We start from the raw sequence: 12,047 nt of genomic DNA on the forward strand, positions 1-12,047 counted from the left end.
CCCACCTGCTCGGCTCCGGTGGCGGCCGCGGCGACGACGGTGAGCAGGGTGCCCTCCACGGGACGGCCGACCGCCGTGTACGCGGCGGCGGTCGCGGCCCGCAGCGCGACCGCCAGTGCCTGCCCACGCACCACCGGCACGGCGACGACGGCGTCGGCGAAGCCGCGCAGGATCTGCGACAGGATGACCCCCGAGTTGCCCCGGGCGCCGAGCAGTGCGCCCTGGGCCATCAGCCGCAGCGCGTGCCCGTGGGCGGTGGGACCGCTGTCGGGGAGGGTGTCCAGGTCCATCGACAGGGCCTGCTGGGCCGAGGTGAGGGTGAGCACCAGGTTGGTGCCGGTGTCGCCGTCGGGCACCGGATAGACGTTGAGCTCGTCGATCTCGCCCTGGTGGCGCTTGAGCGCGGCCAGCCCGCTCGCGCACCAGCGGCGGACCGCGGCGGCGTCGAGGGTGTCCAGCACGGCCAGAAGCCTACTGTTGCGCACCGACACGCGTCGGACTCGTCCGGCGTGTCCGCCCGCGCCCGGTCCGATGGCGCTCCCGGGCCAGGTCACCGCCTCCGGTACGGTTGCCGCCGGGCCGGCCCACCGGCCCACCAGCAGGCCCGGGCCGGGCCGTGCACGACCGCCCGACCGGGCCGGTTGGCCGGGTCGGCGGGTCATCGGGTAACCTGACCAGGTTGCCCGGGCAGCGCCTGCCGGCGACCTCATGAACGTTTCAATCCCAGGAGTATCCCGTGGCTAGCGTGTGCGACGTCTGTGGCAAGGGACCGGGCTTCGGCCACAACGTGTCCCACTCGCACCGGCGGACCAACCGCCGCTGGAACCCGAACATCCAGTCGGTGCGTACCCCGGCCGGTGGCGGCAACACCAAGAAGTTGCAGGTCTGCACCTCGTGCATCAAGGCCGGCAAGGTCACCCGCGCCTGACGCGGCAGCACCAACTCTTCTCGTTCGGCTCAGCCGGCGGACCCCTGCGGTCCGCCGGCTCTGTCGTGTCCGCGCCCGGGTGGTCGGCTGCCGCTCAGAGCGTGCGGCCGAAGGAGACGCAGCCCTCCGCGTCCTTGTAGAAGCCGAAGTTCGGGATTCGGTCATAACCGGCGGACGCGTACATGGCGATCGCCTCGGGCTGTTTGTCCCCGCACTCCAGGACCATCCGCTTGCGGCCCTGCTCGCGGGCCGAGCGCTCGACGGCCGCGAGGACCGTCCGGGCCACGCCGCGACCACGGGCCGCCGGGGCGGTGTACATCCGCTTCAGCTCGGCGGTGTCCGCACCGTGGCTGCGCCAGCCGCCGCAGCCGACCGGCTCCCCGGCCAGGTAGGCGACGAGGAACGCGCCGTCCGGCGGCTCGAATTCGCTCGCGGCGACCGGGGTGTCGTCGCCGGTGCCCCCGTAGCGGACACCGAGGTCGGCCAGCGCGGCCCGGATCAGCTGCTGCGCCACCGGCGCGTCGAACCGCACCACCCGGATCTCGATCTCACTCACGGTGTCCAGAATACGGCCGGCGCGCGGCGTCACCGGAAGTGGTCCCAGCCCCGGGGCCCGTCGTAGGCGCCGCCGTCGACAGTCACTCCGGCACCCTCCGTGACCAGGCCGATGGGTCGCCACTCCGGCGGCAACGCCACCGTCGCGGGAAAGGTCGCGGCCAGCGCGTGGTCCTCGCCACCGGCCAGAATCCAGGTGTACGGGTCGACGCCGAGCGCCCGCGCGGCGTCGGCCATCTGCCGGGGCACCTCGAACGCGTCGCGGCGCACGTCGATCGCCACACCGCTGGCCTGCGCCACGTGCCCGAGATCGGCGAGGAGCCCGTCCGAGACGTCGATCATCGAGGTCGCGCCGAGCTGGGCGGCCTGCGGCCCGGCCGGGTAGGCGACCTGCGGTCGCCGGTACGCCTCGACCAGCAGCCGGGGTGTGCGAAATCCCCGGCTGAGCACGGTCAGTCCGGCCGCCGCGTACCCGATGCGGCCGGCCAGGGCGAGCACGTCCCCGGGGCGGGCGCCGGAGCGCACCACCGGCGCCCGGCCGGCGAGGTCGCCCAGGGCGGTGACCGCGATGGTCAGGGTGGGGCTGGCCGACATGTCCCCGCCGACGACGCTCGCGCCGACCGTGGCGGCCTCTGCGGCCAACCCGTCGGCCAGGCCCTCCGCCCAACTCGTCTCCAGGTCGGCGGGCATGCAGAGGGCGACCAGCAGGGCTGTCGGGGTGGCGCCCATCGCCGCGACGTCGGCCAGGTTGGCCGCCGCGGCCCGGTGACCGACGTCGCGCGCCGAGCACCAGTCCCGCCGGAAGTGCCGTCCGTCGACAAGCACATCCGTGCAGGCGACCACCCGGGCGTCCGGCGCGGCCACGACCGCCGCGTCGTCACCCGGGCCGAGCACTGTCGTCGGGCCCATCGCCAATCGGGCGGTGATCCGCCCGATCAGCCCGAACTCGCCGATTCCCGCCACGCTGGCGCCACCGCCGGCGTTCGGCCCGTACTGCCCGGCACCGCCGCGCTCGCTCACCGCTGCTCCTTGACCACCGATAGGGATCAGACCTGGTCCGTAAGGTAGTTTCACCCTTCGGGCCGCTCCCGGGCGGCGACGGACGGAGGTCGAGTCGTGGTACAGGCGTACATCCTCATCCAGACCGAGGTCGGCCGCGCACGTGACGTGGCGGGTCTCATCGCGGACATCGCCGGCGTGGTACGCGTCGACGCCGTCACCGGGCCGTACGACGTGGTCGTCCTCACCGAGGCGAACACCGTCGACGAGCTCGGCAAACTCATCGTCAGCAAGGTGCAGATGGTGCCCGGCATCACCCGCACCCTCACGTGTTCGGTGGTGCGGCTGTAAGTGGACGAGATGACGACCTCCTCGGCTGCTCTCGACGACGACGGCAAGCCCAAGCCGGCCGACGGAAAGCGCGAGCCGGCCGACGGGACGCCCGAGCCGGCTGACGGTATCCGCGACAGCGCCGAGCAGGGCGCCGACGCGCCGGCCGGCCGGGACCGGACGATCCGGGGCGCCGCCCTGCTGGCCACGTTGATCGCGTTGCCGATCACGCTGCTGGTGGCCGTGCTGGCCTTCGCCAAGCTCGCCCCGGACACGCCCGCCGCCGCGCCGAGTCCCTCGCCGAGCACCGCACGGGCGCAGTCCACCGCCCCGGTCGAGATGGCCGCCCCGGCGCTGGCTGAACGTCCGGCCACGGTCTGCCGCGCGCTGCTCTCCCAGCTGCCGCAGACCATCCGTGACCTGGCCCAGCGCCCGGTCACGGCGGGTCCGGAGCAGAACGCCGCGTACGGCGACCCCGCGCTCACCGTGGCCTGTGGGGGCGCCGCGCCGACCGTCCCGGCCACCGACGAGGTCTGGACCGTCAACCGGGTCTGCTGGCATCCCGTCGAGGAGACCGACGTGACAGTGCTCACCACTGTCGATCGGGAGACGCCGGTCACCGTCCGCATTCCACGCTCGTACGAGCAGCCGCTGCAGTGGGTCTCGCCGATCTCCAGCGCGATCGTGGCGTCGGTGCCCTCCGGCGGGGCCATCCCCGCCGGCTGCCAGCGCTGATCCGCTGACGCGCGGCCCGTACGGCGGGCCGCGCGTCGGGGGCGACTGCTCAGTGCAGGCCGACGCCGCGCCGCTGGGCGGTGCGGATCAGCCGGTTGACCAGCTTGGGGTACTCCAGGCCGGAGGCCGCCCACATCCGGGGGAACATCGACGTCGGGGTGAACCCGGGCATCGTGTTGATCTCGTTGAGGTAGACGTCCAGCTCGGGGGTGACGAAGAAGTCGGCCCGGGCCAGGCCGGCGCAGTCCAGCGCGGTGAACGCGCGGACGGCGTACTCCCGCACCTGGCGGGTCACCCGGTCCGGCAGGCCGGCCGGGATGTCGTACTCGCAGGAGTCGTCGAGGTACTTGGCCTCGAAGTCGTAGAAGTCGTGGTCGGCGACGACCCGCACCTCGGCCAGCACGGACGCCTCGGGGGCACCGCCCGCCTCGCCCTCCAGCACGCCGCACTCGATCTCGCGGCCAACGATCGCGGCCTCGATGATGACCTTCGGGTCGAACTGCCGGGCGGTGGCGACCGCCGCGTCCAGCTCGGCCCAGTCGGTGACGCGGGTGATGCCGAACGACGAGCCGGCCCGGGACGGCTTGACGAAGACCGGCAGGCCGAGCCGCTTCTTGTCCTGCTCGCTGAGCGTCATGCCGTTGCGCAGCACCGCGTACGCGCCGACCGGGATGCCCTCGACAGCGCAGAGCTTCTTGGTGAACTCCTTGTCCATGGCGGCGGCGGAGGCGAACACGTTCGCCCCCACGTAGGGGATGCCGGCCATCTCCAGCATGCCCTGGATGGTGCCGTCCTCGCCGTACGTGCCATGCAGGACCGGGAAGACCACGTCCACGTCGGCCAGCGCCCGGGGCCCCTCGGTCTGGTCGAGCACCATCAGCCCGTTGCCGGTCGGGTCGGCGCGCAGCACGAGGTCCGTCCCGGACTCGGCGGTGATCTCCGGGAGCTGGCGGGCGTTGATGGCGAGCTGGGCGGGATCGCCGCTGGTCAGCACCCACTGGCCGGCGCGGGTGATGCCCACCGGCACCACCTCGTACTCGTCCGGGTCGAGTGCGGCGAACACGCTGCCGGCGCTGACGCAGGAGATGCCGTGTTCCGGGCTGCGGCCGCCGAAGACGATCGCCACGCGGGTCTTGCCTGGGGTGGTCACTCCGGTCACCTCTTCGTACGCGACTGCGGCTGGTCGTGCTCGCCGGTGGCGCTCACCCGGTTGACCTTACTGTGCGTGGCGATCAGGCGCGGCGATACCCGGCGAGCCCCGAAGCGACACGGCAATCGGTCAACAGAGCATATACGGTGCGTGACGGAATGTTCGGGGCTGATCAGTCTCCGGCGTGCCGGCGGCCGACCGCGATCACCTTCACCCGCTGCCGCCCGGCCCGCACCATCCCCAGCGCCATGAAGGCGCCCGCGATCCGGTCCGCGGCCTCCCTGCTGCTGGCGCCGACCACCTGGCGGCGACGCTCGGGGGTGACGCGTTCGTTGCGGTCGACGCCCTCGACGGGACGCACGTCGGTGAGCACGACCAGGAAGCGGGTCATCGCCGCCCCTCGCGCTGCAGGGCGAGAGACTTCGGACCGGTGTGCACGTCGTCTCCTTCCGGCGGCTGGAACGGGCGGCACGCGGCGATCGGGTACGGGGGAGAAACCCGATCGCCGCGCGCCCTATCCCCTCCGGTCGCTCACCACCACCGTCGCCACGACAACCGGCGGTGAGGACGCGATGACAGATTGACACGTCTACAGCCATGAATGCAACTCTCATCGGCCATCTCTCATGTACCCGTTCCCATGAATGTGTGCGACCATCGATGCATGGCCCCGAAGACCGCCCGCGCCCGCCGGCTCGGCATCGCCCTACGCCATCACCGGGAAGCCGCCGGGCTGACGCTGGAAACCGCCGCGGATGAAATCAACAGCACCCGCAGCACCCTCTCCCGCTACGAGAACGCCCAGACGCTGATCAGCCCGGCCACGGTGCGCGCCCTGCTCACCTCGTACGGGGTGGGTTCCGAGGAGGTGGCCGCCGCGGTGCAGCTCGCCAAGGACGCCCGCAAACCGGGCTGGTGGGTGTCGTACTCGTACCTGCTCGACCCGCGCACCATCGACTTCATCGCCCTGGAGGCGGAGGCCACCGCCATCGCCAACTTCGAGCCCTCGGTGGTGCCCGGCCTGCTGCAGACCGCCGACTACATCCGCGGCGTGATGCGCGGCGGCCCGCACACCCTCGGCGACGAGCTGGTGGAGCAGCGGGTCAAGATCCGACTCGACCGCCAGGTGCGGCTCACCGCCGACACCCCACCCATCCTCGACGCCATCATCGACGAGGGCGCGCTGCTGCGCCCGGTCGGTGACCAGTCGGTGATGGACGGCCAGCTACGGCACCTCGTCAAGATGGCCGAACTGCCGAACATCACCGTTCAGGTGATCCCGCTCTCCGCCGGTTACCACCGGGGCACCCGGGGCTCGCTGCACATCCTGGAGTTCGCCGACCCGGAGGACCCGATCATCGCGTCAGTGGAGACCGTCGCCGGTCAGATGATCCTCGACCGCGCGGGCGAGACGCGTACCTGCACCAAGATCATGGAGCATCTGCGCAGCGTGGCGCTCAGCCCGGCGGACAGCCGGGCGATGCTCCTGTCAGTCCTGAAGGGACGGTAGGACCGATGACACCGACGATCACAGCGGCGTTGGCCACGGCGGCGTGGCGCAAGAGCAGCCGCAGCGGCGATGAGGGCGCCTGCGTGGAGGTGGCCACGATCCCCCAACTGGTGGCCGTCCGCGACTCCAAGGACCCGGCCGGCCCGGCCCTGCTCTTCCGCCCGGCGGCCTGGGCCGCCTTCGCCCAGGCCCCGCCGCGCCGCTGACCGGAGCGCGACCACCCCGCCCCCGCGCCCCGCTGACCGGGCCTGCTCCTCGCGAAGGACCGTGTGCTCGCGGACCGTCGCCAGGAACCAGTCGCGGAACTCCGGCGCCGCCTCCACCACCCCGCCCCCCACGAAGTACGCGTGGGGATCGGTGAAGTTGGCCGCCACGGTGAACAGCCGGCCCAGCGCCATCGCCTGTTGGGTGAAGAGGTCCCGGGCGAGCGCGTCACCCCGCTCGCCGTAGCCCCGCACCAGCTTCGCGGCCCGCGCCGCCGGCTCGGCGGCCAGCGGGTGGTCGGGGTAGCGGGTCAGCCAGTACGGCAGCAGGTTGTTCTCGATGCCGGTCAGCGACGCGACGCTCTCCACGTCGCCGGTGAAGCCGCAGGCGCAGATGGGCTCCGGCTGACCCGGGCCGAGCAGCCCGTTCAGCGGGATGTGCACGTGACCCAGTTCGCCCGCCATGCCGGCGGCGCCGGCGATCACCTTGCCGCTCTCGACGACCCCGCCGCCGAGGCCGGTGCCGACGATCGCCGAGACCGACGATCGCGTCATCGCCTCGTCGCCGAAGTACACGTGGTGGGCGTAGAGCGCTGCCGCGTTGCCGTCGTTGTGGTAGATCACCGGCAGGCCGAGCCGCCGCTGGAGCGCGCCCCGCACGTCGAAACCACGCCAGGCCGGCTGGGAGAAGTTGGTCGAGCCGCGCGACGAGATGACGCCGGTGGCACTGGCCGGGCCGGGCGTGTCCAGCCCGACGGCCTGGACCAGGTCACGAGAGACGCCGGTCTGCGCCAGAGCCCCGTCCAGCGCCTGGGCGAGCGCTTCGATCGCGGCCTCCGGCCCCTCACGCACCTCGCTCGGGATCTCCAGCAGCCCGTCCACCAGGAACCTGCCATCCACCGTCAGGACCGTGGCGTTGTTGCTGGTGCCGCCGTTGTCCAGGCCGACGACCACCGGCACACCTGCGCTGCCCACCGCAACCGCCTCCCGCCCTCATGAGTGTGAGCCGAGGCTAGTGCCAACCCCGCTCCCCCGCCACGCCCGCCCACTGAAACTGGGGCTGGGGGTACCAGCCCAGCTCCGGTGACATCGGAGTTCCTGTCCCCGGTGCCCCGGACTGCTGTCGCGCGTCCTTTGCTCTGCTTCACTCCACGCAACACAAATCGGCCGCGAGTGTTGCGCCGGTTGAAGCAGAGCAAAGGACGCGAACACGTGGGCGGGTCGACCAGGCACTTCCGCCGCAGCGCCGCTGGGCGGATCAGCCTGGGCGGCGGGCGGTTACCGCGGTGGCGTCCCGGTCCTCGTCGTGCCGGACGGTCGGGACCAGCCCGGCCGCGCGGAACGCGTCGCAGAGGGCGTCGGTCTGCGTTTCGCCGGCCTCGACCACCAGGTGGCCGCCGGGTGCCAGCCAGTGCGCCGCGTCGACGCCCACCCGACGCAGCACGGTGAGCCCGTCCGGCCCGCCGTCGAGCGCCACCGGGGCCTCGTGCAGCCGCGCCTCCGGCGGCATCAGCGCCACCGCCTCGGTCGGCACGTAGGGGGCGTTGGCCACCACCAGGTCGAGCCGCCCCCGCCAGTGCGCCGGCAGCGGCGCGAACAGGTCACCCTCGTACACCTCGGCGGGCAGCCCCGCGAGGTTGCGGCGGGCGCACGCCACCGCCGCCGGGTCGATGTCGGCGGCGGCCAACCAGCGGGGCGCGAGCCGGCGGGCCAGCGCGACAGCGGTGGCCCCGGAGCCGCAGCAGAGGTCGACAACTGCCGGCGCCGGGCCGGTCAGCTCGACGGCGGCGTCGACCAGCAGGGCCGTCCGACCGCGCGGCACGAAGACGCCCGCGTCGACGGAGATCCGCAGGCCGCAGAACTCGGCCCAGCCGAGCAGGTACTCCAGCGGTTCGCCCGCCACGCGCCGTGCGGTCAGGTCGGCAAGCGTCGCCGGGGAGTCCGCGGCGGCCAGCAACAGCTCGGCCTCGTCCTCGGCGTAGACGCAGCCGGCGGCGCGCAGCCGGCTCACGAGGGTGGTCCGGTCGGTGGGGAAGGGTGTCAGCATCAGAAAGCCTCCGGGAACGCTCGCCGGCGCTCCCGAGGCCGCTAGAGCGGCGTGGACACGGGAGGAAGCGCCGGTCCTACTGGCTGGCGGATCGGTCTCACCTCCTCCGGTCGAGGCCCACACTCGTGGGCCGCGGACACGATAACTCAGGCCGGCCCGGCGGCGTCCAGGGCTGCGGCGATGTCGGCCACCAGATCCGGTGTGTCCTCCACACCGCAGGAGAGCCGGACGAAGCCGGGGGCCGTGTCGTCCCCCCACTGCGCCCGCCGGTCCGCGGTGGTGTGCAGACCGCCGAACGAGGTGGCCGCCGCCACCAGCCGGGCGGCCTCGACGAAGCGGGCCACCCGGTCGGCGTCGCCCAGGTCGAACGAGAGCACCCCGGGCATCCGGCGCATCTGCGCCGAGGCCACCGCGTACGCGGGGTCGTCCGGCAGCCCCGGCCAGCGCAGACCGGTCACGTCCGGCCGGCCCGCCAGCAGGTCGGCGACGGCTGCGGCGTTCGCGCTCTGGCGGGCCAGCCGCAGGTCGAGGGTCGCCAGCGACCGGTGCGCCAACCAGGCGTCGAACGCTCCGGGCACCGAGCCGGTGGCGGTACGCCAGAGCGTCACCGCCTCGATGACCTCGGCGGACCGGCTGGCCAGGTAGCCCAGCAGCAGGTCGGAGTGGCCGGTGAGCGCCTTCGTTCCGGAGGCCACCACCAGGTCGGCGCCGAGGTCCAGCGGGCGCTGCCCGAGCGGGGTGGCAGTGGTGTTGTCGACCGCGAGCAGCGCGCCGGCGGCGTGCGCCCGCTCCGCGAGGGCGGCCACGTCGACCACGTCCAGACCCGGGTTGGCCGGGGTCTCCACCAGCACCAGCCGGACGCCCTCGAAGGACGGGTACGGCCCCACGGTCGGCACGAAGACCACCCGTACGCCGATCGTCTCCAGCACGGCGGTGGCGAACGCCCGGACGGGGAAGTAGCCGTCGGAGGGCAGCATGACGGTGTCCCCGGGGCGCAGCAGGGTGAGCAGCGCCCCGGTGATGGCGGCCTGACCGCTGGCGAAGACCCGGCAGTCGCCGCCCTCCAACTCGCCCACGGCGGCCTCCAACAGCCGCCGGGTCGGGTTGTCGGGGCGGCCGTAGCCGTTCGGCGACGTGCCCTGGCCCTGCCACGGGTCGAGGTGGTACGGCGCGGCGAAGACCGGGCCCGGCAGGAACGGGTCACCCGGTGCCGGCTCGGGCAGGCCGGCGCGGACGCAGCGGGTGCCGTCTCCCAGTTCGCTCATCGGTTCCTCACTCGTACGACTCGGGCTTGGCGGTCCGGCTCATCAGGGTGTCCACGGCGAGGCGCGGGTCCATCCCCTCGTGGCAGATCCGTTCGACGTGCTCGGTGATCGGCATCTCCACGCCGTGCGCCCGCGCCAGATCGCGGATCGCGAGGCAGCTCTTCACGCCCTCGGCGGTCTGCCGGGTCGCTGCCTGGGCCTGCTCCAGCGTCTCCCCCCGGCCCAGGTGCTCGCCGAAGGTGCGGTTGCGGGCCAGCGGGGACGAGCAGGACGCGACGAGGTCGCCCATGCCGGCCAGGCCGGCGAAGGTGATCGGGTCCGCGCCGAGGGCCACGCCCAGGCGGGCCGTCTCGGCCAGCCCTCGGGTCATCAACATGGCCCGGGTGTTGTCGCCGAAGCCCATGGCGGTGGCGATGCCGTACGACAGCGCGATCACGTTCTTGACCGCGCCGCCCAGCTCACAGCCGATCACGTCGTCGTTGGTGTACGGGCGCAGGTACGGCGTCCGGATCGACGACTGCACGAGCACCGTGCGATGGCTGTTCGTCCCGGCGACGACGGTGGCGGCCGGCTGCTCGGCGGCGATCTCGGGGGCGAGGTTCGGGCCGGAGACCACCACCACGCGGTCGGCGGCCACCCCGGCGGTCTCGACGATGACCTCGCTCATCCGCTTGGTGGTGCCGAGTTCGATGCCCTTCATCAGCGACACCAGGGTGGCGTCCGGGTGCAGGTGCCCGGCCCACTCGGCGAGGTTGCCGCGCAGGGTCTGCGAGGGCACGGCCAGGACCACCAGCTCGGCGCCGCTGATCGCCTCGGCGGCGTCGGTGGTGGCGGTGACCCGGGCCGGCAGCAGCAGGTCCGGCAGGTACTCCGGGTTGCGACGCTCGGCGCGGATGCTCTCGGCCACGGGGGCGCGGCGGGCCCACACGGTCACGTCCCGACCCGCGTCGGCCAGGATCTTGGCGAAGGCGGTGCCCCAGGAGCCGGCGCCCAGCACGGCGACGTGGCCGCTCATGCCGCTTCACCCTGCGGGCGCTCGACGGACGGTCGGGCCGGCCGTTCCCACAGCGGGGGCGGGGTGCCACCACGGATCTCGACGAGCATGTCCCGCAGCCGCAGCATGATGGCGTCCGTCATCTCCTCGAGAGTGGCCCGGGTCGGCGGGGCGCCCGCCCAGCGGCTCAGGTCGATCGGCTCGCCGGCCACCACCGTCACCGGGATCCGGGGGCGTGGGTTGAGCCGGCTGGTTCGCGGGTCGAAGATCCGCTCCGGGCCCCACATCACCAGCGGCACCACGGGGGCGCCGGTGGCCAGCGCCAGCCGGGCGGCGCCGGTCTTGGCCTTCATCGGCCACAGGTCCGGCTGTCGGGTGGTGGTGCCCTCCGGGTAGATCACCACCGCGCCGCCCTCGTCGAGCGCGGCTACCGACCGGTCCAGCGAGCGGACCGCGTCCACGCTGCCGCGCTCGACCGGGATCTGCAGACAGCGGTGCAGAATCCAGCCGATCACCGGCACCCGGAACACGCTGGCCTTGCCCAGGTACTGCGGCCACCGCCCGGAGTCGTAGATGAAGTGCGCGGAAACCAACGGGTCGGCGTGCGAGATGTGGTTGGCGACAATGATCATTCCGCCGTCCTTGGCGAGGTGCTCCTGGCCGCGCCAGGTCCGCCGGGTCCAGACGATCATCACCGGCTTCACCAGCCCCACGGCGAACCGTTGCCAGAACCCCAGCCTCCGCCGTGCCACTGTGCCTCCTCGTCCCGCCCCGACCCGCCGCGAGCCCACCGCGACACCCGCAGCGGAAATCATGCCTGCTCGCCCCCGGTACGGCCAGCGAGGGTCCCGTCGTCCGGCTGGCAGGATTGCGGACGTGAGTCAGCCGAGGTGGGCCGTGGTGGTGCCGGTGAAGCGTCTGGCAGCGGCCAAGAGCCGGCTGCGGGGCGCGCTGCCCGGCGTACCGCATGAGGAGCTGGCGCTGGCGCTGGCGGCCGACACGCTCCGCGCGGTGCTGGCCTGCCCGGCGGTCGCCGAGGCTCTGGTGGTGACCGACGACACCCGGGTGGTGGCCGCGGCCCGCGCCGCCGGGGCGGGGACGGTGCCCGACGTGCCGGACGCCGGCCTGAACGCCGCGTTCCGGCACGGCGCGGCACAGATCTCCGGGCGGTGGGTGGCCGGGCTGACCGCCGACCTGCCGGCGCTGCGCCCGGCCGAGCTGGCCGACGCGCTGCTCGCGGCCCAGTGCGACACCGAGGGGGTACGCCGGTTCGTCGCGGACGTCCCCGGCGGTGGGACGGTGCTGCTCGCCGCGCCGCCGGGCGTCGACCT

General features: G+C 73.4%; 15 protein-coding genes and 1 pseudogene. 6 read left to right on the forward strand and 10 right to left on the reverse strand.

Going from position 1 to position 12,047, the window contains the following annotated elements; genetic code table 11:
- On the reverse strand, positions 1-461 hold a 461-nt coding region (locus tag B0E54_RS31165; protein ID WP_234591396.1), incomplete at its 3' end, for a DAK2 domain-containing protein.
- Positions 462-736: 275 nt separating this feature from the next.
- Between B0E54_RS31165 and rpmB the strand changes: the two genes are divergently transcribed.
- The gene (rpmB, locus tag B0E54_RS31170; protein WP_007456456.1) at positions 737-928 is read left to right on the forward strand and encodes a 50S ribosomal protein L28; all 192 of its coding nucleotides are present in this window, start codon (positions 737-739) and stop codon (positions 926-928) included.
- A 94-nt stretch (positions 929-1,022) separates the two neighbouring features.
- Here the strand turns inward: rpmB and B0E54_RS31175 are convergent, their stop codons facing one another.
- Both B0E54_RS31175 and B0E54_RS31180 read right to left on the reverse strand, forming a co-directional pair.
- Positions 1,023-1,484 carry a GNAT family N-acetyltransferase gene (locus B0E54_RS31175; RefSeq protein ID WP_234591397.1) on the reverse strand — a complete coding sequence of 154 codons (462 nt, stop codon included), beginning with the start codon at positions 1,482-1,484 and terminating at the stop codon, positions 1,023-1,025.
- A 29-nt stretch (positions 1,485-1,513) separates the two neighbouring features.
- Positions 1,514-2,446 (reverse strand): thiamine-phosphate kinase, encoded by a 933-nt coding sequence (locus tag B0E54_RS31180; RefSeq protein WP_374109335.1) that lies wholly within the window; start codon positions 2,444-2,446, stop codon positions 1,514-1,516.
- Positions 2,447-2,599: 153 nt separating this feature from the next.
- On the opposite strand from B0E54_RS31180, the gene B0E54_RS31185 reads away from it, so the two are divergent.
- Together B0E54_RS31185 and B0E54_RS31190 are read left to right on the forward strand one after the other, a co-directional pair.
- Entirely contained in the window at positions 2,600-2,833 is a 234-nt protein-coding gene (locus tag B0E54_RS31185; RefSeq protein WP_007456453.1) for an Lrp/AsnC ligand binding domain-containing protein, read from the forward strand.
- Positions 2,834-2,842: 9 nt separating this feature from the next.
- A complete protein-coding gene (locus B0E54_RS31190) occupies positions 2,843-3,547 on the forward strand; it encodes a DUF3515 family protein (RefSeq protein ID WP_234591398.1) in 705 nt (234 codons plus the stop codon).
- A 49-nt stretch (positions 3,548-3,596) separates the two neighbouring features.
- Here B0E54_RS31190 and B0E54_RS31195 read toward each other — a convergent pair whose 3' ends face one another.
- Both B0E54_RS31195 and B0E54_RS31200 read right to left on the reverse strand, forming a co-directional pair.
- Positions 3,597-4,697 (reverse strand): D-alanine--D-alanine ligase family protein, encoded by a 1,101-nt coding sequence (locus B0E54_RS31195; RefSeq protein WP_234591399.1) that lies wholly within the window; start codon positions 4,695-4,697, stop codon positions 3,597-3,599.
- Positions 4,698-4,869: 172 nt separating this feature from the next.
- On the reverse strand, positions 4,870-5,088 hold the full coding sequence (locus B0E54_RS31200; RefSeq protein WP_234591403.1) for a hypothetical protein: 219 nt from the start codon (positions 5,086-5,088) through the stop codon (positions 4,870-4,872).
- Positions 5,089-5,361: 273 nt separating this feature from the next.
- Between B0E54_RS31200 and B0E54_RS31205 the strand changes: the two genes are divergently transcribed.
- Together B0E54_RS31205 and B0E54_RS31210 are read left to right on the forward strand one after the other, a co-directional pair.
- A complete protein-coding gene (locus B0E54_RS31205; RefSeq protein ID WP_234591405.1) occupies positions 5,362-6,207 on the forward strand; it encodes a helix-turn-helix transcriptional regulator in 846 nt (281 codons plus the stop codon).
- Positions 6,208-6,212: 5 nt separating this feature from the next.
- Positions 6,213-6,413, forward strand: a complete 201-nt coding sequence (locus B0E54_RS31210; protein WP_234591412.1) for a DUF397 domain-containing protein — start codon at positions 6,213-6,215, stop codon at positions 6,411-6,413.
- Here the strand turns inward: B0E54_RS31210 and B0E54_RS31215 are convergent.
- The 5 genes and pseudogenes from B0E54_RS31215 to B0E54_RS31235 all read right to left on the reverse strand — a co-directional run.
- A pseudogene (locus B0E54_RS31215) lies at positions 6,396-7,364 on the reverse strand (ROK family protein); the annotation flags it as partial. The gene B0E54_RS31210 and the pseudogene B0E54_RS31215 overlap by 18 nt on opposite strands.
- A gap of 304 nt (positions 7,365-7,668) precedes the next feature.
- A complete protein-coding gene (locus B0E54_RS31220; RefSeq protein WP_234591406.1) occupies positions 7,669-8,457 on the reverse strand; it encodes a putative protein N(5)-glutamine methyltransferase in 789 nt (262 codons plus the stop codon).
- Between the two features lie 146 nt (positions 8,458-8,603).
- A complete protein-coding gene (locus B0E54_RS31225; RefSeq protein ID WP_234591407.1) occupies positions 8,604-9,722 on the reverse strand; it encodes a cystathionine gamma-lyase in 1,119 nt (372 codons plus the stop codon).
- A gap of 7 nt (positions 9,723-9,729) precedes the next feature.
- Positions 9,730-10,737, reverse strand: a complete 1,008-nt coding sequence (locus B0E54_RS31230) for an NAD(P)H-dependent glycerol-3-phosphate dehydrogenase (RefSeq protein WP_234591408.1) — start codon at positions 10,735-10,737, stop codon at positions 9,730-9,732.
- The gene (locus B0E54_RS31235; RefSeq protein WP_234591409.1) at positions 10,734-11,468 is read right to left on the reverse strand and encodes a 1-acyl-sn-glycerol-3-phosphate acyltransferase; all 735 of its coding nucleotides are present in this window, start codon (positions 11,466-11,468) and stop codon (positions 10,734-10,736) included. Before B0E54_RS31235 ends, B0E54_RS31230 begins: the two co-directional genes overlap by 4 nt.
- Positions 11,469-11,592: 124 nt before the next feature.
- Here B0E54_RS31235 and B0E54_RS31240 point away from each other — a divergent pair.
- Positions 11,593-12,047: 2-phospho-L-lactate guanylyltransferase (locus tag B0E54_RS31240; protein WP_234591410.1), on the forward strand; the 455-nt coding region annotated here is incomplete at its 3' end.

Origin of the sequence: Micromonospora sp. MH99 (assembly GCF_021442385.1) — a bacterium.
Classification (GTDB): domain Bacteria; phylum Actinomycetota; class Actinomycetes; order Mycobacteriales; family Micromonosporaceae; genus Micromonospora.